The following is a 21,414-nucleotide window of genomic DNA, read 5'->3' on the forward strand; positions in this document are numbered from 1 at the left end:
TCCCTATGCCGTCGCGGACTATGGGCGAAGAACGGCTGTCAGCCAAGCGCGTTGGAGACTGCTTGCTAGACGGCGCTGCGGCCGCCGCCGGGCTGAAACTCCTTGAGCGCGTTCCAATCCGGATCTTGAAACGCCTGGATCGCCAGAGGGTAGGGACCGTAGCCGGCTAGCGCCTTGTTGAAGCCCTCGACGAAAGCCTCTTGATCGGGCGTGAAGAAACGCCATTCCTTTGTGTCACCGACCGATATCACTGCAACGCATGAGCCCCAATCGCGCTCCTTATCGGAGACGGCTACAATTCGATTTTCGAACTCGTCCATTTGGTCAAAATATGTGCGGGCACGCGTGTTTGTTTCGCCGAGTTCTGTGGGAACCCACCGAACGATCATCAGCATGGAGAATTTCTTGCGATCTTTTTCCGCCGGCAGGTGGGCACGATACCTTACAAACATCGGCCCAGTGTCGGTGTCTGCCTGCGCCAGCACCCATTTATCCGTTGGGAATAGTCCGGTCGCTTTCTTGGCCATTGGTCTAATCCTTGAACCCCAAAAACCGTGCCGCTTCATCCACTTTCCGACGGACAATCTTTACCGGATTGGCCGGGAAATCCTCATCGGGCCAGCCCATGGCGACGGCTTTCATGATAACCTGATCGTCGGGGATGCCAGCATGTTCGCGCACAACAGGGCTTTGCATAATGCCTTGCGAATTGATCACACAGCCGAGTCCGCGACTCCAGGCTGCATTGACCAGCGCAGTCGTAACAGCGCCGCAATCGAAGGCGGTGTCGTCGCTATCCGACAGTTCCTTGTCATAGGTTACGATCACGCAGACCGGAGCGTCGAACTGGCGAAAGCCGCGCAGCACCCAGTCTTGTCGTTTTTCCTTGTCGTCGCGCTCGATGCCCATCGCTTCGAACAGCTGTATCGCGCAGCCGACTTGTCGGTCGCGGTGGACGCCTTGGAACGGGTGCCCGCGGCGGAATTCGCGGCTGTCAGGTTCGCCAGCAAGGATACGTTCGGTGTTGCCTTTGCGAATACGGTCGAGCGGTTCGCCTGAAATAATATGAAAGTGATAAGGCTGGGTATTCATCGAAGATGGAGACCGCATGGCCAGCGTTAGAATTTCTTCGATCAATTCGCGCGGAACGGGCTTGTCGAGATAGCCGCGAATGCTGCGGCGGCCGAGGACGACGTCGTCATATTTCATGGATGGATACGCCTTTGGAATGCGAGTGACTGTCTTTCAGCTGACAGTTGCACGCTTCGCACATTCGCGAAAGACATGATTTTGAAGCGATTAGAAATCCGGGCGCGCGTCGCCCGTGGCGCGAACGCTACGCAGCGATGCTGCTCGTCGCAATCTCGAGGAATTTCGGCTTGGACTCGTCGCGCTTGCCATCGGTTGGGCCAGCGGTTCCAGGTTTCTCAGGCAGACCGGCAGCAGCAATGGTGTAGGGCGGTACGCGGTGGCGCGTACACAGGCCGCCTGCACCGTCACTGGTGAGCTGTGTTTCAAACTCCACGCCAAATCCGGTTTCCTGAGTGTGGATCACCTTGCTCACTGCAAGCTGGCCTTCACCAAGATCAAGCACGACCTCCGTGCCGATATCGACGCCGACAATGCCTTCGATACCCGCGCCATTGCGCGACAGGTTACGCATCACGGCGTTGTAGTAATAATCCTCATGGATCACGCCGATACGGCGGAACACTGTCCGGCGGTCAGGACGGTATTTGTCGGGACCATCAGGCTCGATCACGAAGTCACCTTGCTCGATCCGTCTGAGTACTTCTTCGCGCAGCAAAGGCCGCGAGTAGATGAAACCTTGCACCAGCTTGGCGCCTTTGGATTTGACCACTTCGAGCTGGTCGAACGCTTCGACGCCTTCGACGGTGGTTTCCATGTTCAACGCGCTGGATAGACCGACAATAGCGGCGATGATTTTCGCGCTGTTCTTGTCTTTCTGGGTACAGCTTTCGACGAAGCTCTTATCGACCTTGATCTTGTCGAACGGAGCCGAGCGCAGATAGCTGAGCGAGGAATAGCCGGTCCCGAAATCGTCGAGCGCCAGGCGCACGCCAAGTTTCTTGAGGTTGGCGAACATCTGCTCGGTTTCGATACTGTCGCCGACGAAGATGCTTTCGGTCAGTTCGAGTTCGAGCCGGTCCGGTTCGAGACCCGAATGGGCAAGTGCATTCGCGACAACCGCAGGCAGTCCGGGGTTTGCGAATTGAACAGCAGAAACGTTGACCGCGATGCGGACGCTATTGGGCCACTCGGCTGCAGTTTCACACGCCGTGCGCAACGCCCATTCGCCGAGATTGTTGATCAGGTCGCTTTCCTCCGCAACCGGAATGAAGGCGCCCGGGCTGACTTCGCCGCGCTCGGGGTGTTCCCAACGCATCAGCGCTTCGAGGCACACGACTGCGCCGCTCTTGATCGAGACCACTGGTTGATATTCCAACCGCAGCTGATCCGCCTCGAGCGCGATCCGCAAATCGTCGAGCAGGCTTTCGCGCTCTTGCTCTTCGTTCTTCAAGTCGGCGGCATAGAAACGGAACTGCCCGCGTCCGCCATTCTTTGCAGCATAGAGCGCGAGATCGGCGCTCCGGATAATATCTTCGCGCTCTTCACCGTCGAATGGGGCAACTGCAATGCCAACAGAGGCACCGATAATGGCGCGTTTGCCCTCATCGAGCGGGTAAGGTTGCGACAGGATTTGTATGACTTTGTCGGCCAGCTCGCCGAGTTTGCCGCGATCATCTTCGTCGGAAATCAGAACTTGGAACTCGTCACCGCCTAAACGGGCAATCTGGCCGCGCTCGCCGACAATTGAACGCAGCCGCTCAGCGACTTCGATCAACAATGTGTCACCGGCTTGGTGGCCTAGTGTATCGTTGACGCGCTTGAACTTATCGAGGTCCATCATCATCAGCGCAAACGGCCGATTGGATGTCTTGAGCGCAGCGACCCGGGCGTCAATCTGCCGTTCCATATGGTGGCGATTGGCAAGGCCGGTGAGCGAGTCATAGTCGGCCAGTTTGGAATCGATCAGCTTGCGCTCATATTCGCGAGTCACGTCGTTGGCCGCACCGCGATAACCGATGAATTCGCCTGCTTCGTCGCGCACGGGATGACCGGAAAGGGACCACCATGTTTGACGGACATTTTCTCTTGGATTGTCGAGCGCAAAGCGAACAATCTGATCGCGGATCTTGTTGCGCGCCTTGAGCTGGAATTTGAGTGAGCGACCATTGTTGTCACTCTCATTGATATCATCGAGCTCGAAAATTTCGTCGAACGGACGGTCGATCAAATCGTCGGTTGTCCGGCCCAGCTTTTCCGTCGCTTGATCGGCAAGATAGATCAGTTTTCCGGCGGCATCAGTTGCCCAGATCCAGCCGACACCGGCTTTGTCGAACTCGTCGAGAATGCGCAACCGCAAATCGCCTCCACCAGCGGAAGCAGCGTTGTCGGACTTGCTAGATAGCCCCTGAAGAAAGCTCTTCATCGCCATAATCGGCCTAACCCACGAAAGTTTGCGCAAAATACATGCGCTGTGGCTAGCTTGTGATGGTTAATATCGGTTTAAGAACTGGTTCTTGGCCAGATCAGTGCAGCGATCAGGCAGCTTTCTGAAGTTCCAGATCGAGCCTATCCCAAATCTCGACCAGCGCGTCTGTCAGCTCGTCCATCATCGCTTCGGTGTGGGCCGGGCCAGGCGTGAAGCGCAGGCGCTCGGTGCCGCGCGGAACCGTGGGATAGTTGATTGGCTGAACGTATGCACCGTACTCGGCCAAAAGAATGTCGCTGATCTTCTTAGCGCGAACCGGATCGCCAACCATCAACGGTACGATATGCGTCTCGCTGATCATCACTGGCAGGCCAGCAGCGGCAAGTTTGGTCTTAAGCATCGCGGCATTGTGCTGCTGTGCGTCACGCTCTTCGCTTGAAGTTTTGAGGTGCTTCACGGCTGCAAGCACGCCAGCCACAAGTGCAGGGCTGAGCGAGGTCGTGAAGATGAACCCAGGCGCGTAAGAACGGATGCAATCGACGATCTTTTTGTCGGCTGCGATGTAGCCGCCCATCACGCCGAATGCTTTGCCCAGCGTACCTTCGATAATATCGATCCGGTCGGCGGCCTCATCACGCTGAGAAATGCCGCCACCGGTTTCGCCATACATGCCGACAGCATGCACTTCGTCGATATAGGTGAGGGCGTTGTACTTCTCCGCCAGATCGCAAATCGCGTGAATCGGGGCGACATCGCCATCCATCGAATAGACGCTTTCAAAGGCGATCAGCTTCGGCGTGTCCGGGTCTTCCGCAGCAAGCAACTCTTCGAGGTGTTCCAGATCATTGTGCCGGAACACCCGCTTCGGGCAGCCCGAGTTACGGATGCCCGCGATCATGCTGGCGTGGTTGAGTGCGTCGGAGAAGATCACGCAACCTGGCAACAGCTTCGCCATGGTCGAGAGCGTTGCGTCGTTCGACACATATCCGCTGGTGAACAGCAGGGCAGTTTCCTTGCCGTGCAGTTCGGCAAGCTCATGCTCCAGCTCTACGTGGTAGTGCGTATTCCCGCCGATATTGCGTGTACCACCGGAACCCGCGCCAACATCGTGCAGTGCATCTTCCATCGCTTCGATCACTTTAGGGTGCTGGCCCATTGCGAGGTAGTCGTTAGAACACCACACCGTGATCGGCTTTGGGCCATTGTGGCCGTGGAAGCAGCGCGCGTTAGGGTATTGACCCTTATTGCGGAGAATATCGATGAAGACGCGGTAGCGCCCTTCGGAATGCAGGCGATCAATCGCGGAATCGAAAATCTGGTCGTAATTCATCGCAAACCTGCGGTCATCGCCAGTCGAATCCGGCATCCATTGCTTGGCGATTTAGTCTGAGATTTCCGCAATTTCCAGCCTGATCTTTGCGAATCGTTCGCGATTAAAACTGGTCAAGCTGATCGATTTTATGATCGGCAAATAGCGGAGCGAGCGGCATAAATCGATCAAGCGGCCCGGTAGTGATCGCGAGGCTCGGTGCGTCGGTGGCGAAGGTCTGGCCATCACACAAGGACGTGATTCTGCGTGCGATACCCTCTGCACCATCGACAAACGTTACTTTGGAACCAAACGCTGAACCCAGCTCTTCCGCCAAGAGGGGGAAGTGCGTACAGGCAAGTACCACCGTGTCGATCTGGTCGCCGCCGGGCTGATCGCGGAGGCCGCTGACGGCATTGGCGATGGCTTCTGCATCGATCGTCTGACCGCGCAATTTGGCCTCTGCTGCTCGTACCAACCCGGGCGCACCGAAACGGAGCAGCGTTTTGTTTTGTGCGAATTTGGCTTCGAGCCGGTCGACATAGCCCTGCCGGATCGTCGCCTCGGTCCCGAGCAATCCGATGCTGCCGGTTTTGGTTAGAGCCGCCGCGGGTTTGATTGCGGGCACGGTGCCGACAATTGGAATCTCCAATACTTCGCGAACCATTTCCAGCGCGATTGTCGAGGCTGTATTGCATGCGATGCAGGCAAGGCGAGGGCGGTAACGCTCGCTCATCCGGCCCAGTAATCCGGCGACGCGAGCAGCGATCTCCGCCTCGGATTTTGCGCCATAGGGAAAGCCAGCCTGATCGGCTGCGAACACCACCGGTGCGGTCGGCAGAATTTTGCGCAACTCGGCCAATACAGTCAGCCCGCCGACACCGGAATCGAAGATCAGGATCGGTGCCTCGGCTCTCATAACTTACTCCAAAACCGTTCGAATTCGCGCAAAACCGCTTTTCCTGAGCTTGTCGGAGTATCGCCTTGCATCTACCAAAAGCTCATGGCGAAAAACCAACTCTTCGACAAGCTCGGCCTTTGCAGATAGGGATTGGGCATGAATTCTCTTTACGCAGCTTTACTGGGCTTTGCCCTTGGTTCGATCCCCTTCGGTCTGGTCCTGACGAAAATGGCCGGTCTAGGCGATGTACGCGACATTGGCTCGGGCAGTATTGGCGCGACCAATGTACTGCGCACCGGCAACAAAGGATTGGCTGCGGCGACTGTCTTGCTGGACGCCGCCAAGGGCGCAGTCCCGGTCTTGATCGCCGAAAACCTCCTTCCCGGGACGGGTGGCGTGGCTGCTGTTGCCGCGGTAGCCGGACATTGCTTCACACCTTGGCTGAAGTTCAAAGGTGGCAAGGGATTTGCCACTGCTGCTGGCGTTTTGCTGGCCATGGCATGGCCGGTGATGCTGGTCTGCGCAGCGATCTGGGCCGCGACATTGGCAATCAGTCGTATTTCGTCGGTTTCGTCGATGACAACGGTTGTTGCGGCGCCAATTGCAGCATGGGCAGTGGGCTATCCGCATGTGATCGTCCCGTTGGTCGCAGTGGCCGCTATCGTGCTGATCCAGCACCGCGCCAATATTGGGCGGCTGATGCGGGGCGAAGAACCCAAGGTTGGTAGCAAGTCTTGAGAGCAAGAGCGTGAGCCTCGATCAAGCAGAGGCTTTTGCGCGCATTCGCTTGTTGCGGTCACCGAACATAGGGCCAGTCACTTACGCGCAACTGCTGGACCGGTTTGGCAATGCTGTGGCTGCACTTGAAGCGCTGCCCGATCTCGGCAAGCGCGGCGGGCGTAGCTATCGCCCGGCGAAGCGAGAGCAGATCGAACGCGAAGTAGCCGCGACCAAACAGGCTGACGCGAAATATCTGTTTCACGACTCACCCGACTATCCGACGCTTCTGCGTGAGTTGGAAAGCGCACCGCCAATCCTGACTTGGCGCGGCGATCTGTCGCTTGCGGCTAAGCCTTGTGTGGCGATGGTTGGCGCGCGCAATGCCTCTGCTGCCGCCGTAAAGTTGTCGCGCGATTTCGCGATGGGGCTTGCGGATGCAGGCTACACGGTCGTTTCAGGCTTGGCGCGGGGTATCGATGGCGCAGCGCATCAAGGCGCCCTAAGCTCTGGGCCCAAGACGATCGGCGTGATCGCCAGCGGCATCGAGATCGCATACCCGCCGCAGCACGCCAAATTGCAGGAACAGATCGCTAGAGAGGGATTGCTGCTAGCGGAGCAGCCACCGGGCACAGAACCAAGAGGTAGCCATTTTCCAAGCCGCAACCGGATAATCGCCGGATTGGCTGCGGGGACGCTTGTGGTGGAGGCTGCGCAGAAGTCAGGTTCGCTCATCACCGCACGGCTTGCCGGAGAATCAGGTCGCGAAGTCATGGCAATCCCCGGAAGCCCGCTCGATGCGCGCTCTCAAGGCTGCAACCATTTGATCCGTGAAGGGGCGGTACTTGTACAGTCGGTGGACGACGTGGTCGAACTGCTCACCGGTTTTGACGGTCAGCCGCGTTCGACCTTCCGCGAAACCGCTGCCCAGCAGTTCGAGTATGGCGAGGAATTGGCCGTTACTGAGCCCGCAGATATCGCCAGTCTGTTGACGACAGCTCCCGTCGCAATCGACGAACTGATCCGCCAATCAGGCACCAGCGCGGCGGCGGTTCAACTTGCATTGATGGAGCTTGAGGTTACGGGGCAGTTGCAACGGCATGCGGCTGGGAAGGTAAGTTTATCTTCGTGAATGAAACCCGACTTTCAATCGGCCAACTGCTGGAAGGTGGGTTGGCTCAATTGCTTGCTTTCAGAAGCAAAGCAATCGCAGGAATCTTAGCGTTTTTTATCATCGAACTGATCTTAGCGTTCGACTATCGCGGTGATATCCCGTTACCACCAGTCTTGTCTCAGGCGATGTCAGAAGATGCTATTTGGTTCATGATAGCTGTGTTAGCAATTTACTATGTCGCCTATGCAGTTTTGAGCGCAATCCTAACGCGGTCCTTAATACCGACTAGTATCGACCGGCACGTCGTCGGGTCTTCAAATGCGTCTCTCATCGGCATGGCTTCGATAGCGTATTACCTCTCAGTTATCGGGATATCATTCGGCCTCGTTTTCTTGGTATTGCCTGGGATCTATCTAATCGCGCGCTGGTACTTAATCGTTCCACTGGTAGTGAGTGGGCGGTCTGGAATTATCGACGCGTTTACGCAGTCTTGGGATGCCACCCATGCAAGTGCCGGCGCACTTATGGGCATTAGTCTGGTTATTGTTATCCCGGCACTTATCTTGGGCGGCGTTGACTACATGTCGGATGATCCAGAGGCCACTTATACGGTTCCTCGCCTCGTTCTTGACTCCGCAGTTTTTGCGCTAAGTACGGTATTCGGAATAGCGGTATCGGTGTTCGCTTACCGCAAGCTCATCGATGATCGCGAGGAATATCGTACGGTTTTCGATTGACCGCTTGACGAACCGCAAACTACGGGGTCACCCTCGCGCGTACACGTACACACGTAAGGACTGCACAAACTTCCATGCAACTTGTCATCGTTGAATCGCCCGCGAAGGCGAAGACTATCGAAAACTATCTGGGCAAGGACTTCAAAGTTCTCGCCTCCTATGGTCACGTCCGCGATTTCCCGAAGAAGGATGACGCGGTTCGTCCCGATGATGACTTCGCGATGAGCTGGGAAGTCTATCAGGACAAACGCAATAAGGATCAGGTGAAGGCGATTGTCGACGCCTCTAAGAAATCCACACGCCTTGTTCTCGCGACCGACCCTGACCGTGAAGGTGAAGCAATCTCGTGGCACGTGCTGGAGCTGCTAAAGAAGCGCAAGGCTCTGCCCGAAGATGTCGACCGCGTGACATTCAACGCGATTACCAAGACCGCTGTCACCGAAGCGATGGGCAAGCCGCGCGGGATCGATATGGATCTGGTCGATGCCTATCTCGGTCGCCGCGCGCTGGACCGTCTGTTCGGCTTTACCCTCAGTCCCGTACTTTGGCGCAAGCTGCCCGGTGCTAAGAGTGCAGGGCGTGTGCAATCGGTTGCGCTGCGAATCATCGTTGACCGCGAGCGTGAGATCGAGGCGTTCAAGGCCGACGAATATTGGTCGATCCTCGCCAAGATGGAGCATGATGGCACCGCCTTCGATGCGCGTCTGGTAAAATATGACGGCAAGAAGCTCGACAAGCTGACGATTGGCAATGAGGGCAGCGCTCTCGAAGCCAAAGCTAAGATCGAGAACGCTCCGTTCAAAGTCGAGGAAGTCGAGACGAAGCCGCAGAAACGGCATCCGTCTCCGCCATTCACAACTTCGACCCTGCAGCAGGAAGCCGCTCGCAAGCTGGGTTACAATGCCAGCCACACGATGCGCTGCGCCCAGAAGCTCTACGAAGCGGGTCTGATCACCTATATGCGGACCGATGGTGTGCAGATGGATGGCAGCGCGATCTCGTCTTGCCGCAAAGCTATCTCGGACCGGTTTGACGGGCACTATTTGCCCGAGAAGCCGCGCCATTATTCGAGCAAAGCCAAGAACGCGCAAGAAGCGCACGAGGCGATCCGCCCTACCAGCTTCCTGAAAGCCAAGGCCAGCATGGGCGACGAAGCCAAGCTGTATGACCTGATCTTCAAACGCGCGATGGCGAGCCAGATGCAGTCTGCCAGCCTTGAGCGGACGACGGTTACCATGCGCGATCCGGCTGGGCTGCACGAGTTGCGCGCAACCGGACAAGTCGTGAAATTCCCCGGCTTTCTCGCTGTTTATGAAGAAAGCTTCGACGACAAGAAGGACGAGGATTCGGGCCTTCTTCCGGTAATGAACAAGGGCGATGCCCCGGCGAAGAAGGCCGTGGAGGCGAACCAGCACTTCACCCAGCCACCGCCGCGCTATTCCGAAGCCAGCCTTGTGAAACGGCTCGAAGAGCTCGGCATTGGCCGCCCGTCGACTTACGCCTCGACCATTCAGGTTCTGCGCGACCGCGATTATGTGCGGATGGAGAAAAACCGTTTCTTTGCAGAGGAATCGGGCAGGCTCCTGACATCGTTCCTCGAACGGTTCTTCGCGCAATACGTCGCCTATGATTACACCGCAGGACTCGAGGACGAGCTTGATGTCGTGTCGGACGGTAAGGCCGAATATAAGGCGCTGCTCGCGAAGTTCTGGAAAGACTTTAAGCCCAAGACCGACGAGGTGATGGAGAAGCAGCCTTCGGAAGTCACCGAAGTGCTTGACGAATATCTCTCAGACTTCCTGTTTCCTGAACGTGAAGACGGCAAAGATGCCCGCTTCTGCCCGTTATGCGACAAAGAAGGCCGCGAAGGTGGCCGCTTGGCACTGCGCGGTGGCCGTTTCGGTGCATTCGTCGCTTGTGCGAATTACCCCGAGTGCAAATTCACTCGTCGCTTCGCCCAACCGGGCGCAGATGGCGATGAAGGCACGCAGGATCAGGTGATGGGCAACCACCCCGAAACCGATCTGCCTATCGAACGCAAATCAGGCCGCTTCGGCCCTTACGTCCAGATGGGCGAGGGCAAAGACGCCAAACGCGCTAGCATTCCCAAAGACCTCGACGATTTCGATCTCGAATGGGCGGTGAAACTGCTCGATCTGCCGCGCATTGTCGGTGAGCATCCCGATACCGGTAAGGAAATTGAGGCTGGCTTGTGGCGTTATGGGCCTGCGGTTCGCTCGGATGGCAAATACGGAAAGCTCCAGAATACTGCGGAGATTTTCGAGATCGGCATGAACCGCGCGGTTGCTCTGATCGCTGAGGCTGCAAACCGCAAAGGCGGGACGCGGGCTAAGGCAGAGCCGATCCAGACGTTTAAGGAACACCCGACGAGCGGCGGCGAGATGAAAGTCCTGCCCGGCCGCTATGGCCCCTACGTCACCGATGGCACCAACAACGCGACCATCCCCAAGGATATCAAACCAGAGGATGTGACCGAGGAACAAGCGATCCAATTGCTCGACGAGCGGATCGCCAAAGGCCCGCCGAAGAAGCGTAAGAAGAAGCCGGCTGCGAAGAAGAAAGCGCCTGCAAAGAAAAAGGCCGCCGCGAAAAAATGACCCTATCCGTCATTCCCGCGAAAGCGGGAATTCAGTGTGGTGCAGCGCTTGGTTACCCTAGATTCCCGCTTTCGCGGGAATGACGAATGATTGGAAGGCGAACCCTATGCCCAAAGAAGTCTTCACCCGCCACAAACAGCCCTGGAATGCTGAGGAAGCAGGCAAGCTGCGCCTGCTGGCGGGCAAAGGGCAGGGCCTCAAACAAATCGCCAAAGCGCTAAACCGCAGCGAGGAATCGACCAAGAAATTCGCGAAACAGAACAAGATCGCGATTGCCAAGAAGCGTTAGTGCTCCCTCGCACCCGCCATGCTGAACTCGTTTCAGCATCTAGGATGACTCATGGCCGGAATCGTGCGGGCGGAGAAATAGACCCTTAAACAAGGCCAGGGTGACGAATTTACTCTTCTGCTGCCTAGAACCAAAGTCAGGGTAGTTGAGATAAAGGAAATGTCCGGATGGATGTCACGCGATTGTTGTTGATTTTCAGTCTCTCCGTATCGCTGGTTGCGTGCGGCAAGGGCGAACCCACGATTTTTGATAACAGCATACTGGATGGTTGTTACACGGCTCACGAATTGCCGGGCCAGACCGTTAGGATCGACGACAGCCAAATGTTCTTCAATGACGAGTTGATCTACACTGATTTCAAGTTCGGCATTTTTGGTCGAAATCCAGCGCCACATATATACGCTTCGCCGAGAGTCTTGCCGCATCTGATCGACGGAAAATTGGTGTTTCAGGACCGACCAACCAAGGAGGGTTCAATAACTCTTTTCGTTGAGCGTTCTGGCGACAATTACGACCTTTTAGTAACAGAGATGGAGCGCGGCAGAGTTTTTGAATTCAGAAAGCAGAGTTGTCGCTCTTCGGGGCTCTAGCTGCACCGTCAAAAATCCAGCCCCATCTCTTCGAAAATTTCTTTGTCTTCAGCCCAGTTTTCATCGACCTTCACGTGAAGGAACAGGTGCACTTTCTGGCCTAGGACTTCGGAGAGTTCTCTCCGCGCAGCCTCGCCGATCGACTTGATCATCGAGCCGCCTTTGCCGAGCACAATCGGCTTCTGGCTCTCGCGGCCGACTACGATTTGCTGGCGGACTTCTACGCTGCCATCTTTTTTCTGAGTGTAGCTTTCGGGGCGTACTGCGCTGTCATAGGGCAGTTCTTCGTGGAGCTGCTTGTAAAGCTGTTCGCGGGTGATTTCGGTCGCGAGCAGGCGTTCGCTGGCATCGCTCACTTGGTCTTCGGGATAATGCCACACGCCTTTGGGCATCAGGCCTGCGAGATGGTCTTTGAGTTCGTCCACGCCATCACCGGTGAGGGCTGATACGAAATACACTTCCTCAAACGGAAGCATATCGTTCAGTTCTTGCGCCAGCTCGAGCAGCGGTTCCTTCACCGCCTTGTCGACCTTGTTGAGCACCAGAATCTTGCGCTCGGGGCGTTTCATCAGCGCCTCGACCAGCGGGATCATTTCATGGCGGCGCTGCTTGATCGGATCGACCAGCAGGACAATCGCATCGGCATCTTCCGCGCCTTCCCAAGCAGATGTGACCATCGCGCGGTCCAGCTTACGGCGGGGTGCGAAAATGCCGGGCGTGTCGACCAGGATGATCTGCGTCTCCTCGTGCAGCGCAATGCCCATCAAACGCGCGCGCGTGGTTTGCGCCTTGGCACTGGTAATCGCGACCTTCTGGCCGACGAGTTGGTTCACTAGCGTCGATTTGCCTGCGTTCGGTGCGCCGATCACGGCCACTACACCGCATTTCGGGTTTTCGTGAGTGTTCTGCCCGTCGCTCATCCGAAGCGCTCCATAAAGTTCTGGGCGGCATTGGTTTCCGCCTCTTGTTTGCTTGATGCGGTGGCTTCTGCCTCACCGACATTGTGGACTTCAACGCGCACGGTGAAGCTTGCCTTGTGATCGGGGCCAGAGCGGTCGATCAAGCTGTAGCGGGGAGGGCGGCGCTGATTGCCGGCCGCCCATTCCTGTAGCGCGCTTTTGGGGTGTTTGCTCTTGCCAGCCGTGCCATCGACTTGCGGTGCCCATAGTTTGCGGATCAGCGCCTCAGTCACATCGAAACCGCTTTCGATGAAAGCTGCGCCGAGCAGCGATTCCATAATGTCACCAAGGACATTCTCGCTTTCCGCCGCACCATCATCTCGGGCCTGTTTGCCAAGGCGGATATGCTTCGAAGCGCTGATTTCGCGGGCAGCCGTTGCACACGCCGTCTTGCTGACCAAAGCATTGAGCCGCTGTGCCAACGCGCCTTCCTGACCGCGATTCTGCTCGAACAACCAATGCGCGATGGTCAGGCCAAGTACGCGGTCACCCAGAAACTCTAGCCGCTGGTAATCGCGATCTTCGCCGGTGCTACCATGCGTCAAAGCCTCTGCCCACAGCGCTTCGTCTTCAATGGCGAAGCCGTGTTTCTGGAGCCAGGACTTCGCGCCTTTCTCTAGCTTGCCGAGCGGTTTGCTACTCATAGCCCGGTACCGATGCGATCACCGCGTGCTGCGCTGAACCATGTCCACGGCTTGATCCATTCGGATGAGCCATCGGTCGACCACATAATCACGCTAGCGCGCGCGACCAGCAGGTCCTGCGGGACAATGCCCACTCCGCCGCCTGGCATGGCGGGGAAGCGGCTGTCTTGCGAATTGTCGCGATTGTCGCCCATCACGAACATGCTGCCTTCAGGCACCGTAAATTCGGGATAGTCGTCCATCGGCATCGGGCCGAAATCGAGCACATTGTAGCTTTCGCCCGATGGCAGCGTTTCGCGGAACTGCGCGTAGCTGCACACGATGGTGCCGTCCGGCTTGGTGACTTGCTCTGCCTGACCGTGGCATTTGGTGTTAGGCGTCACTTCGATCTCGAAATTCTCGATCCGCTCTTTCGGGATCGGGGTTCCGTTCAGGATCACCTGCCCATCGACCATCGCGACCGTATCGCCGGGAAGGGCAATTGCGCGCTTGATATAGTCGGTGCCGTCGACCGGATGTTTGAATATCACGATATCGCCGCGCTCTGGCTCACCTGCGAAAATCCGGCCCGGGATTAGCGGCACTTCGCCGGGCAGCGAGTATTTCGAATAGCCATAGGGCCATTTCGCCGCGAGCAGATAGTCGCCGTTTTGCAGATTTGGCAGCATACTCTCGCTTGGGATGTTGAACGGCGAGAAAATGAAACTGCGGAATACCAGCACAATCACCACCAGCTTGATCAGGAAGACAAAGAAATTGTCTTCCTTTTTCTCCGGCTTACCCTCAGTTTTGGCGGCATTGGTATCAGAGGTGATCGCGGTGTCTTCGGGTGTGTCGGTGGCTTCCGGTGACGTGGTATCCGCAGAGGTGGTCGGTTCAGTCATACAGTAGGCGTGCTTTCCAGCTTAAATCCCCGCGCGCGAAAATTCGTATCCGCGGCTTTTCCATGGGTTCCAAATCAATGCCGTAGCCCCTACTCGGTGGAGCGCCGCATAGGAAGGAATTTTGCATGAGCGACGCCGCAGCTGCGATCTGGACCGAATTGAAAGCAATGCCACAGCGCAGTTTGCTGGAGCTGTTTGACGATGGCGAACGGGTGAGCAAGCTGTCCGACCGGATCGAATGGAGCGGAGAAGATACGCTCGGCGAGGAAGGTGCTCAATGGACCGCCGGCATCCAGTTCGATTGGTCCAAAACCCATTTGGATGACGCGCTGCTGAGCGAATTTGAAAAGCTGGCCGAGGCGATGGATTTCAGCGGCAAGCGCGCGGCGATGTTCGGCGGCGAAGAAATCAACAACACCGAAGGTCGCGCGGCGACGCATACGGCGCAGCGAGGTGTTGGCACTGACGCGGCGGTTGAAGAGGCGATGGCGCTCCACGCCCGGATGAAAATGCTGGTTCAGGCGATCCATGATGGTGCGCTGGGCGATATCAAACACCTGATCCATGTCGGTATTGGCGGTTCTGCGCTTGGTCCTGCGCTGGCGATTGACGCGCTGACGCGAGATTTCGCGAAAGTCGACGTGCACGTGGTGTCGAACATTGATGGCACGGCACTGGAGCAGGCCTTTGCGGCGTGCGATCCGCAAACCACAATGATCGCGGTGGCCTCCAAAACGTTCACCACCATCGAAACCATGACCAACGCCACCAGCGCGCTCAAATGGCTGGAGGACAATGGCGTCGATGATCCATCAGGCCGCGTTGTCGCGCTGACGGCCAGCCCCGACAAAGCGGTCGAGTGGGGCGTCGATGAAACGCGCATTCTGCCATTCGAAGAGACTGTCGGCGGGCGTTACTCGCTCTGGTCCAGTATCGGTTTCCCGGTCGCGCTTGCGATTGGTTGGGACGAGTTCGAGGAATTTCTGGCGGGCGCACAAGCTGTCGATTTGCATTTCCAGAACGCCGATGGCCGAGCGAACCTTCCGCTGCGCGCAGCGTTTGCCGACCTTTATTATGCGCGGGTTCGCGGATGCCAGACACGCGCTGTGTTCGCCTATGACGAGCGACTCGATCTGCTGCCCGATTATCTCCAGCAATTGGAGATGGAGAGCAACGGCAAGAGTGTAACCGCTGGTGGCGATCCAGTAGAGGGCCCGACCGCGCCGATCACATGGGGCGGGGTAGGCACTGACGCGCAACATGCGGTGTTCCAGTTGCTGCATCAGGGCACGCATCTGATCCCGGTGGACTTCATCGCCAGCATCGCACCGGGCGATGATCTGGACCCGGCGCATCACCGTATCTTGCTGACCAATTGCTTCGCCCAAGGCGCTGCGTTGATGGCGGGCAAGGAAAGCGAAGACGGCGCGCGCAACTTCGAAGGCAATCGCCCAAGCGCAACGATGCTATGCGATGATCTGGACGCTGCAACCCTAGGCGCGCTGATCGCGTTCCACGAGCACCGCACCTTTGCCAGCGCTATGCTGATGGGCATCAACCCGTTCGATCAGTTCGGTGTGGAGCTCGGCAAGCAAATGGCGAATGCGATTGAAGGCGGCGGGCAGAGCTTTGATGCGAGTACCGAGGCGCTGTTGGGACAAGCTGGGCTAAGTTGATCCATGGATAACCTGTTAATCATGCGGATTTCAGGAGAGGTAAGAAGAGGCTGGAAAGCCTACGCGGTACTAGCTGCGCTGGTGATTGCAATTGTTGCGGCGTTCCAGTGGCGCGAGCAACAGCGCGCCGGGCATTGGATCGCCGTTGATGCGAAGATTATCGGATTTGGTACGGCTGCGCTTGCTCAAAGCTATCGGCCCAATCAGACGTTGATGTCTTTTGAGACCGCAAATGGCGTTGTTGGGGCAATACACGTTACAAATGACAGAGTTCGCGACTGTGAGGTTGGCGATAGTGTTTTGGTTGAGAAGCAAGGTATCACATTTCGGCTTGCGCAGGCCTCTTGCGGGAAGCGGTAACGATCACGGCCTTGTGAAATAGCTCGAACACGCTACGGCGCTGGCTTGCCGCTTTTATGCGAAATCCGGCAACACCGGAGTTCGTAATGCATAACCCCCTCGATACATCAGAAACCACCACGCCTCCGGTGATGGAGCCGGTCGACCGCATCCAAGAGAATTTCCTCGCCAAGAATGAGCGGCGCTTGCTCAATGTTATCTGCGCGCGGATGCCTGCTTGGGTGACGCCTGATATGCTAACCGGCGTCGGGATGGTTGGTGCGCTGATTATCCTGCTTGGGTACATCGGCAGCAATCAGAATCCGGCGTGGCTGTGGCTGTGTATCGCTGGGTATGTGCTGCATTGGTTTGGCGATTCCACCGATGGCAGTCTGGCGCGGTTCCGCAAGATTGAGCGGCCGCGCTACGGTTATTTCCTCGACCATAGCTGCGATGCTTTGGGCACTACGATGATTGTCGGCGGGATCGGCCTGACACCCTATGTCAGCCTTGATTTGGCGCTGTTTGCGCTGATCGGATATTTGCTGCTTTCGGTGCACGCTTTCTTGGCGGTGCGGGTGCTGGGCGAAATGAAGCTGTCCTACCTCAATGCCGGGCCGACCGAGCTGCGCTTTATGCTCATCGCGCTAACCTTGGCTATGCTCGGCTTCGGCGCCGGCCCGGGCTGGTTCGGTAAGACTTCCGGTTTCGATATTTTCACCGGCGTGATCGGCGCGATATTGCTGCTGTTGTTTATCATTCAGACGCTCAGCACTGTACGGCGGCTTGGCAAGCAGGAGCCTGCGCGCAATGATGATTGGCGCTCTCGTAACCAATAGCCTGCGCCGAGCGAACCATTGGTCAGAGGGGTGATTGCATTCGCTGTATATCACGCCATATCACAGCAATAGAATGAGCGGTCCGCGCGGCGCGATACGTCGTGCACTGAGCCGCAGAATGGGGAATTCCAATGTCCGACTATGATTTCGACCTGTTCACCATCGGTGCCGGTTCCGGTGGCGTTCGCGCCTCCCGCGTGGCTTCAGCGCATGGCGCAAAGGTTGCCGTGGCCGAAGAATACCGCGTTGGCGGCACCTGCGTTATTCGCGGCTGCGTGCCCAAGAAAATGCTCGTCTATGGCGCGCATTTTGCCGAGGATTTGGAGGATGCCAAGCAGTTCGGTTGGGATCTAGAGGGTGAGCCCTCATTTGACTGGATACGCCTACGCGATACAGTCTTGGGCGATGTCGACCGGCTCAATGGCCTCTACACCGAAACGCTAGAGAACCACGACGTCACGATCTTCCACGAGCGCGCGGAGATTACTGGCGAGCACGAAATCACGCTCGCCAGCGGCAAGGTCGTTACCGCGAAATACATTCTGATCGCGACCGGTGCTCAGCCTGCAGTGCTGGACTTCCCGGGTAGCGACCTCGCGATTACTTCTAACGAGGCGTTTCATCTGGACGAGCTGCCCAAGCGCGTCATGATCGCAGGCGGTGGCTATATTGCCAATGAGTTTGCGGGCATTTTCAACGAGTTCGGCAGCAAGGTTTGCATCGTCAATCGCGGCGACAAATTGCTACGGTCCTATGATGAAGGACTGAGCGATCGCTTGCTGAAAATCAGCTTGATGAAAGGCATCCAGTTCCACTTCAACACGACTTTCAAAAGCATCACGAAAAACGACGATGGTTCGCTCCATGTCGAAATGAACGGGTCGGAAGATATGGATGTCGACGTCGTGATGTTTGCGACAGGCCGTAACCCGAATGTCAGCGGCTTGGGCCTCGACACGGTGGGGGTAGAACAAGGCAAGATCGGCGAAATTCTGGTCGACGAATATTCGAAGACCAATGTCGATCACATCTATGCCGTGGGCGATGTGACCAACCGCGTCCAGCTGACGCCCGTTGCCATTCGCGAAGGGCAGGCTTTTGCTGACACCGTGTTTAATGATGACCCGAAAACGGTCAGCTATGATCACATTCCGAGCGCAGTATTCAGCCATCCGCCTATCTCCGCTGTTGGCATGACCGAAGGCGAAGCGCGCAACAAGCTGGGCAACATCAAAGTGTTCCAGTCAGACTTCCGCCCGATGAAAAATGTTGTCGCAGGCCGGAACGAGCGCGGCTTGTATAAAGTGATCGTCGATGCAGCGACGGACAAAGTTGTTGGCATTCATATGATCGGACCCGAGTCTGCGGAGATCATGCAAGGCTTCGCCGTGGCGGTGAAAGCTGGTCTGACCAAGGCTGACTTTGACGCGACCGTGGCGATCCATCCATCGATGGCGGAAGAGCTTGTTCTGCTGAAGTAGGCCCACTATCAGTTGCTGGAAGCAACCGTTCCCGCTAGCCTCTCTGTTCGCAAGGAGAGAGACGATGGCGGGAACGGTACTTGTCACTGGCGGCACGGGTTATATTGGCGGCGAGATTATCAAGCAGTTGCTTGCAAAAGGATGGACCGTCCACACCACTGTGCGCAACAAAGCCAAGAGCGAAGCGATGCTGCAAACGCGCTTTGGCCGGCCGGGTGATGCACTGAAAGTCTTTCAAGCCGATTTGATGAGTGATGATGGTTGGGCTGATGCCAACGCAGGCTGCACCCATGTTTGCCACGTTGCATCACCGATCGCCGCCAGTACACCCAAAGACGAGAACGAGATGATCGTTCCTGCGCGCGAAGGCACTTTGCGGGCGCTGCGTTTTGCCAAAGCGGCGGGTGTGAAGCGGTTCGTACAGACCAGTTCTATGGCCGCGGTCGCCTATGGCCGAAGTGAGAAAGACTACACGGTCGACGAGAGCGATTGGACCGACATCACGCATCCCGACGTCTATCCTTACGTCAAATCCAAAACCATAGCCGAGCGCGCCGCGCGCGACTGGGTGAAGGCTGAAGGCGGCGATATGGAGTTCGTTTCGGTCAATCCGTCTATGGTGCTAGGCCCTGTCGATAGCGGCGACTTCTCGGCCAGTGTGGAAGCGATCAAACAACTACTGGATGGATCAATGCCGATGGCGCCCGACCTCGGCTTTGCCGTGGTGGATACACGCGACGTGGCAGCGTTGCATGTGCAGTGTCTCGAGGAGCCGGGTCTTGCTGGCGAGCGCTTCCTCGCGGCGGGGAGATTTATGAAAATGATCGAAGTGGGCGCGGCATTGCGGGCGGGCTTGCCGCCCGGACATTCCAAGAAAGTGCCGACCAAGATTATGCCGAACTGGATGGTCAGCATCCTATCAATCTTCAACGCCGGTGTTCGCTCAATCAAATCGGAACTCGGCAAAAGCCGCCATGTTGATCGGTCGCACGCAGAAAAACGCCTTGGTTGGAAAACACGGCCTGAGGAAGAAAGTATCGTTGATTGCGGCAAGAGCCTGATCGAACATGGAGTGGTCAAAGTCTGATGGAACTTACTGAAAAAGTCGTCCTCCTGACCGGAGGCAGTGCTGGAATTGGCCGCGAAATGGCGTGGCAGCTAAAAGGCAAGGGCGCTGTGGTCGTTGTCACAGGACGCAATGAAGAGCGACTGGCGGCATTGCGGAAAGACGGCTTTGTTGCTGTTGCTGCCGATCTTTCAAACGCCGCTGGCGTCGATGCATTGCTTGATGCATGGGGTGACCGCGAACTCGACATCCTGATCAATAATGCGGGGCAGGGCGTCGATCACGATTTCCGCGAGCATAAGCCCGATCCCGATGCTGCGGACGATTGCATTTACGCCAATCTCAATGCGCCGATCCGCTTGATCACCGCATTGTTGCCGCGCCTGCACAAAAGACCCGAAGCAGCGATCATCAACGTCACTAGCGGACTAGCGATTGCACCCAATGCGGGCAGTCCCGTCTATTGCGCGACGAAGGCTGGCCTGCGCAGTTACACGCAGGCTCTGCGCGCTCAGGTGGGCGGTGCAAACTTCAATATCATCGAGGCTCTTCCGCCGGTCGTCGACACGCAGATGACTGCCAGCCTCAAGAACAAGAAGATGCCTGCCGACGAATGCGCGCGGCAGATAATTGCGGCGCTGGAGAACGACAAGGACGAGGTAAATATCGGCATGGTGAAGGTCCTGAAACGGATGCACTCGGTGTCACCAGCTGCCGCACGGAAGTTTATGATTCGCTTCTAAAACGACATTTAATTTACGTAAAACGTAAATTATCTATTGCGAATCGTTTTGAGTACGCGCATTAGACCCCCGGAAATTCTGGAGGAAATAATGACCGTTGTTTGGACGAAACGTTTTGTGAATGTGCTTTTGGTGTTGGTCGCGATCGCGGCGCTTGTTGCTGTGCTGCGGGCTGGCGGGGCGATCTCCGAAGGAAAGTTCCACATGGTGAGCTACCCGGCTTCGAGCGAGAATATCCGCATGGAACCGCTTGGCGGAATGGCAGCCTGGTGGCAGATGCAGGAAGGGACCGTGCGGGTCGATGATCACGCTTGGCTCAGGGCGGCCCGCCTTGTTGGTCAGCTCGTCGGATTGGCGCTTCTAGCGGGAATTTTTTGGCAGTTACGCGGACTATTCGTTTGCATTGGTGAAGGGGCGGTCTTCAATGATGCCAACATCTCTTCGTTGCGCCGGATCGGCAAGCTTCTTGTTGCCGCAAGCGTCTTGTCGATATCGATCACCTTCATGACTCAATATGCGATTTTGGAGGCAATTCCGGCGATGGACGACCGCGCCATCCATCCTTCGATCAGTTGGAACCAGAAAGGCGTCGAGAACATCTGGATGGAATATTCGCCGCCGATCATACCGATGCTGCTTGCGTTGATCACCTTTGTCACGGCCAGCGCTTTCCAATCCGGGAAACGGTTTCAGGACGATAGCGAGAGTGTTGTCTAATGCCGATTGTCACCAACCTGGATGTTATGATGGCCAAGCGGAAGGTCAGCTTGAAAGAGCTCGCCGACCGCATTGGCATTTCCAACACCAATCTCTCGCTGCTCAAGACCGGCAAGGTGCAGGGTGTGCGCTACCGAACGCTTGATGCGATTTGTAAGGAACTCGATTGCCAGCCGGGTGACATTCTGGAGTACCGTTCCGACGAATGATATGTTCTTGAACGGGTTTTCTTGACGCTCACGGCGCGCGGTCGCTAGGCGATTGGGATAGATTT

At 56.8% G+C, this 21,414-nt stretch carries 22 protein-coding genes; 14 read left to right on the forward strand and 8 right to left on the reverse strand.

Annotated elements, in window-relative coordinates; genetic code table 11:
* Positions 1-65 precede the first annotated feature (65 nt).
* The 5 genes from J9777_RS03540 to murI form a co-directional block, all read right to left on the reverse strand.
* The gene (locus tag J9777_RS03540; RefSeq protein ID WP_209347389.1) at positions 66-527 is read right to left on the reverse strand and encodes a DUF695 domain-containing protein; all 462 of its coding nucleotides are present in this window, start codon (positions 525-527) and stop codon (positions 66-68) included.
* A gap of 4 nt (positions 528-531) precedes the next feature.
* Entirely contained in the window at positions 532-1,209 is a 678-nt protein-coding gene (locus tag J9777_RS03545; protein ID WP_209347390.1) for a nitroreductase, read from the reverse strand.
* 127 nt (positions 1,210-1,336) lie between these two features.
* A complete protein-coding gene (locus J9777_RS03550) occupies positions 1,337-3,514 on the reverse strand; it encodes an EAL domain-containing protein (RefSeq protein WP_245228499.1) in 2,178 nt (725 codons plus the stop codon).
* A 112-nt stretch (positions 3,515-3,626) separates the two neighbouring features.
* On the reverse strand, positions 3,627-4,847 hold the full coding sequence (hemA, locus tag J9777_RS03555; RefSeq protein ID WP_209348594.1) for a 5-aminolevulinate synthase: 1,221 nt from the start codon (positions 4,845-4,847) through the stop codon (positions 3,627-3,629).
* A gap of 103 nt (positions 4,848-4,950) precedes the next feature.
* Positions 4,951-5,745, reverse strand: a complete 795-nt coding sequence (gene murI, locus J9777_RS03560) for a glutamate racemase (RefSeq protein WP_209347392.1) — start codon at positions 5,743-5,745, stop codon at positions 4,951-4,953.
* Between the two features lie 138 nt (positions 5,746-5,883).
* On the opposite strand from murI, the gene plsY reads away from it, so the two are divergent.
* The 6 genes from plsY (at position 5,884) to J9777_RS03590 (ending at position 11,792) form a co-directional block, all read left to right on the forward strand.
* Complete coding sequence (plsY, locus tag J9777_RS03565; RefSeq protein ID WP_209347393.1) at positions 5,884-6,465, forward strand: glycerol-3-phosphate 1-O-acyltransferase PlsY; 582 nt, start codon at positions 5,884-5,886, stop codon at positions 6,463-6,465.
* A 10-nt stretch (positions 6,466-6,475) separates the two neighbouring features.
* On the forward strand, positions 6,476-7,576 hold the full coding sequence (gene dprA / locus J9777_RS03570) for a DNA-processing protein DprA (RefSeq protein ID WP_348631928.1): 1,101 nt from the start codon (positions 6,476-6,478) through the stop codon (positions 7,574-7,576).
* A complete protein-coding gene (locus J9777_RS03575) occupies positions 7,573-8,295 on the forward strand; it encodes a hypothetical protein (RefSeq protein WP_209347395.1) in 723 nt (240 codons plus the stop codon). The genes dprA and J9777_RS03575 overlap by 4 nt, the downstream gene beginning before the upstream one ends.
* 74 nt (positions 8,296-8,369) lie before the next feature.
* Positions 8,370-10,913, forward strand: a complete 2,544-nt coding sequence (topA, locus tag J9777_RS03580; protein WP_209347396.1) for a type I DNA topoisomerase — start codon at positions 8,370-8,372, stop codon at positions 10,911-10,913.
* A gap of 106 nt (positions 10,914-11,019) precedes the next feature.
* Entirely contained in the window at positions 11,020-11,202 is a 183-nt protein-coding gene (locus tag J9777_RS03585; RefSeq protein WP_209347397.1) for a hypothetical protein, read from the forward strand.
* 167 nt (positions 11,203-11,369) lie between these two features.
* Positions 11,370-11,792, forward strand: coding sequence for a hypothetical protein (locus J9777_RS03590; RefSeq protein ID WP_209347398.1), 423 nt, complete (start codon positions 11,370-11,372; stop codon positions 11,790-11,792).
* 8 nt (positions 11,793-11,800) lie between these two features.
* On the opposite strand, the gene era is transcribed toward J9777_RS03590, so the two are convergent.
* The 3 genes from era to lepB are packed head-to-tail and all read right to left on the reverse strand — an operon-like array spanning position 11,801 to position 14,279.
* Positions 11,801-12,712, reverse strand: a complete 912-nt coding sequence (gene era / locus J9777_RS03595) for a GTPase Era (RefSeq protein ID WP_209347399.1) — start codon at positions 12,710-12,712, stop codon at positions 11,801-11,803.
* Positions 12,709-13,395 carry a ribonuclease III gene (gene rnc / locus J9777_RS03600; protein ID WP_209347400.1) on the reverse strand — a complete coding sequence of 229 codons (687 nt, stop codon included), beginning with the start codon at positions 13,393-13,395 and terminating at the stop codon, positions 12,709-12,711. The genes era and rnc overlap by 4 nt, the downstream gene beginning before the upstream one ends.
* A complete protein-coding gene (gene lepB, locus J9777_RS03605) occupies positions 13,392-14,279 on the reverse strand; it encodes a signal peptidase I (protein ID WP_209347401.1) in 888 nt (295 codons plus the stop codon). Before lepB ends, rnc begins: the two co-directional genes overlap by 4 nt.
* A gap of 125 nt (positions 14,280-14,404) precedes the next feature.
* Between lepB and pgi the strand changes: the two genes are divergently transcribed.
* The 8 genes from pgi (at position 14,405) to J9777_RS03645 (ending at position 21,349) form a co-directional block, all read left to right on the forward strand.
* Positions 14,405-15,955 (forward strand): glucose-6-phosphate isomerase, encoded by a 1,551-nt coding sequence (gene pgi / locus J9777_RS03610; protein WP_209347402.1) that lies wholly within the window; start codon positions 14,405-14,407, stop codon positions 15,953-15,955.
* Between the two features lie 3 nt (positions 15,956-15,958).
* Positions 15,959-16,315, forward strand: coding sequence for a hypothetical protein (locus J9777_RS03615; protein WP_209347403.1), 357 nt, complete (start codon positions 15,959-15,961; stop codon positions 16,313-16,315).
* Positions 16,316-16,401: 86 nt separating this feature from the next.
* Positions 16,402-17,133 carry a CDP-alcohol phosphatidyltransferase family protein gene (locus J9777_RS03620; RefSeq protein WP_245228500.1) on the forward strand — a complete coding sequence of 244 codons (732 nt, stop codon included), beginning with the start codon at positions 16,402-16,404 and terminating at the stop codon, positions 17,131-17,133.
* Between the two features lie 131 nt (positions 17,134-17,264).
* Positions 17,265-18,614, forward strand: coding sequence for a glutathione-disulfide reductase (gorA, locus tag J9777_RS03625; protein ID WP_209347404.1), 1,350 nt, complete (start codon positions 17,265-17,267; stop codon positions 18,612-18,614).
* Positions 18,615-18,678: 64 nt separating this feature from the next.
* Positions 18,679-19,701, forward strand: a complete 1,023-nt coding sequence (locus J9777_RS03630) for an NAD-dependent epimerase/dehydratase family protein (RefSeq protein WP_209347405.1) — start codon at positions 18,679-18,681, stop codon at positions 19,699-19,701.
* On the forward strand, positions 19,701-20,423 hold the full coding sequence (locus J9777_RS03635; RefSeq protein ID WP_209347406.1) for an SDR family NAD(P)-dependent oxidoreductase: 723 nt from the start codon (positions 19,701-19,703) through the stop codon (positions 20,421-20,423). The genes J9777_RS03630 and J9777_RS03635 overlap by 1 nt, the downstream gene beginning before the upstream one ends.
* Positions 20,424-20,513: 90 nt before the next feature.
* The gene (locus tag J9777_RS03640) at positions 20,514-21,140 is read left to right on the forward strand and encodes a DUF2975 domain-containing protein (RefSeq protein WP_209347407.1); all 627 of its coding nucleotides are present in this window, start codon (positions 20,514-20,516) and stop codon (positions 21,138-21,140) included.
* Positions 21,140-21,349 (forward strand): helix-turn-helix transcriptional regulator, encoded by a 210-nt coding sequence (locus J9777_RS03645; protein ID WP_209347408.1) that lies wholly within the window; start codon positions 21,140-21,142, stop codon positions 21,347-21,349. The genes J9777_RS03640 and J9777_RS03645 overlap by 1 nt, the downstream gene beginning before the upstream one ends.
* The last annotated feature ends 65 nt before the right edge of the window (positions 21,350-21,414 follow it).

The sequence above is a fragment of the Pontixanthobacter sp. CEM42 genome, from assembly GCF_017812015.1.
Lineage (GTDB): Bacteria > Pseudomonadota > Alphaproteobacteria > Sphingomonadales > Sphingomonadaceae > Pontixanthobacter.

Coding starts and splice junctions, on each gene's coding strand:
- J9777_RS03540 (WP_209347389.1), bottom strand. CDS start 527: ATGGCCAAGAAAGCGACCGGACTATTCCCAACGGATAAATGGGTGCTG.
- J9777_RS03545 (WP_209347390.1), bottom strand. CDS start 1,209: ATGAAATATGACGACGTCGTCCTCGGCCGCCGCAGCATTCGCGGCTAT.
- J9777_RS03550 (WP_245228499.1), bottom strand. CDS start 3,514: ATGAAGAGCTTTCTTCAGGGGCTATCTAGCAAGTCCGACAACGCTGCT.
- hemA (WP_209348594.1), bottom strand. CDS start 4,847: ATGAATTACGACCAGATTTTCGATTCCGCGATTGATCGCCTGCATTCC.
- murI (WP_209347392.1), bottom strand. CDS start 5,745: ATGAGAGCCGAGGCACCGATCCTGATCTTCGATTCCGGTGTCGGCGGG.
- plsY (WP_209347393.1), top strand. CDS start 5,884: ATGAATTCTCTTTACGCAGCTTTACTGGGCTTTGCCCTTGGTTCGATC.
- topA (WP_209347396.1), top strand. CDS start 8,370: ATGCAACTTGTCATCGTTGAATCGCCCGCGAAGGCGAAGACTATCGAA.
- J9777_RS03585 (WP_209347397.1), top strand. CDS start 11,020: ATGCCCAAAGAAGTCTTCACCCGCCACAAACAGCCCTGGAATGCTGAG.
- J9777_RS03590 (WP_209347398.1), top strand. CDS start 11,370: ATGGATGTCACGCGATTGTTGTTGATTTTCAGTCTCTCCGTATCGCTG.
- era (WP_209347399.1), bottom strand. CDS start 12,712: ATGAGCGACGGGCAGAACACTCACGAAAACCCGAAATGCGGTGTAGTG.
- rnc (WP_209347400.1), bottom strand. CDS start 13,395: ATGAGTAGCAAACCGCTCGGCAAGCTAGAGAAAGGCGCGAAGTCCTGG.
- lepB (WP_209347401.1), bottom strand. CDS start 14,279: ATGACTGAACCGACCACCTCTGCGGATACCACGTCACCGGAAGCCACC.
- pgi (WP_209347402.1), top strand. CDS start 14,405: ATGAGCGACGCCGCAGCTGCGATCTGGACCGAATTGAAAGCAATGCCA.
- J9777_RS03615 (WP_209347403.1), top strand. CDS start 15,959: ATGGATAACCTGTTAATCATGCGGATTTCAGGAGAGGTAAGAAGAGGC.
- J9777_RS03620 (WP_245228500.1), top strand. CDS start 16,402: ATGCATAACCCCCTCGATACATCAGAAACCACCACGCCTCCGGTGATG.
- gorA (WP_209347404.1), top strand. CDS start 17,265: ATGTCCGACTATGATTTCGACCTGTTCACCATCGGTGCCGGTTCCGGT.
- J9777_RS03630 (WP_209347405.1), top strand. CDS start 18,679: ATGGCGGGAACGGTACTTGTCACTGGCGGCACGGGTTATATTGGCGGC.
- J9777_RS03635 (WP_209347406.1), top strand. CDS start 19,701: ATGGAACTTACTGAAAAAGTCGTCCTCCTGACCGGAGGCAGTGCTGGA.
- J9777_RS03640 (WP_209347407.1), top strand. CDS start 20,514: ATGACCGTTGTTTGGACGAAACGTTTTGTGAATGTGCTTTTGGTGTTG.
- J9777_RS03645 (WP_209347408.1), top strand. CDS start 21,140: ATGCCGATTGTCACCAACCTGGATGTTATGATGGCCAAGCGGAAGGTC.